Source organism: Rhodanobacter ginsengiterrae, from assembly GCF_050026815.1.
In the GTDB taxonomy this organism is placed as follows: domain Bacteria; phylum Pseudomonadota; class Gammaproteobacteria; order Xanthomonadales; family Rhodanobacteraceae; genus Rhodanobacter; species Rhodanobacter ginsengiterrae.
The window spans coordinates 1-1,057 of the sequence record NZ_JALBWO010000014.1; the positions used below are offsets into that span (position 1 = coordinate 1).

The 1,057-nt window shown below is 61.5% G+C and carries 1 protein-coding gene; it reads left to right on the top strand.

All coding sequences use genetic code 11. The features are described from left to right. A protein-coding gene (locus ACQGNJ_RS00065) for an IS3 family transposase (RefSeq protein WP_426687210.1) occupies positions 1–1,057 on the top strand; the annotation gives its coding sequence in 2 pieces (ribosomal slippage) (positions 1–145 and positions 145–1,057; 1,058 coding nt annotated over the 2 pieces). This gene is flagged as partial in the annotation.

Genomic DNA, 1,057 nt, shown 5'->3' on the forward strand with positions numbered 1-1,057 from the left:
CTGGGGATCCGGGATAGCCTGTTGACCCGCTGGAAGCGCGAGTCCGAGAGCCAGGGCAAGAGCGCCTTTGCCGGCACGGGAACGCCGCGGGATGAGGAGCTGGCGCGTTTGAAGCGCGAGCTGACGCGGGTGAAAAAGGAACGAGATTTTTTGCGAGAAGCGGCGACGTTCTTTGCCAAGGGATCATCTTGAGGTATCAGGTGATCGAACGTTGTCGCGATGAGTTCCCGATCCGGCTGATGTGTCGTTGCCTGCGGGTATCGGCCAGCGGCTATTACGATTGGAGCCAGCGCCTACCCAGCACCCGCCAGATCGACAACGAACGCTTGCTGGAGCGTATCCGTGGGCTTCACGAGGACAGCCGAGGGGCGTTGGGAGCGGGACGGATGCAGGAGGACCTTGCCGATGAAGGCGAGACAGCCAGCCTGAACCGCGTTGCTCGGTTGATGGCAGCGGATGGCCTGCAGGGCTGGCCGCGCCCGAAGCGCCGAGGCCAGCGGGGGCGGCCGGCGCTTACCCCGCCGGGCGTGCGCAACCGGCTGGAACGGGACTTCACTGCACTGGAGCCAGAGACCAAGTGGGTCACCGACATCACCGAGATAAAGACCAAGGAAGGCAAGCTGTATTTGTGCATTGTGCTGGACCTGTTCGACCATCGGGTGGTGGGCTGGTCAATGCATCCTCGGCAGGATCGGCAGATGGTTGTCCGAGCCGTGCAGATGGCCGTATGGCAGCGCCAGGGCAACGAACCGGTGATCTTGCATTCGGATAGAGGCAGTCAGTTTCGAAGCGGCGACTATCAGCGATATTTGCTCGCCAACGCCTTGGTCAGCTCGATGAGCGCCGTGGGTCACTGTGGAGACAACGCCGCCTGCGAGGGTTTCTTCGGTCTGCTCAAGCGCGAACGGATCTACCGCATGACATACCCGACACTCGATGCGGCGAGAGCGGATGTGTTCGAATACATCGAGCGGCACCACAACCCAAGGATGCGGCGAAGAACCGCAAGGCAGGATTTGAAGTTTTCCACCCTTTCACAACCGTCCGTGATTTCGGG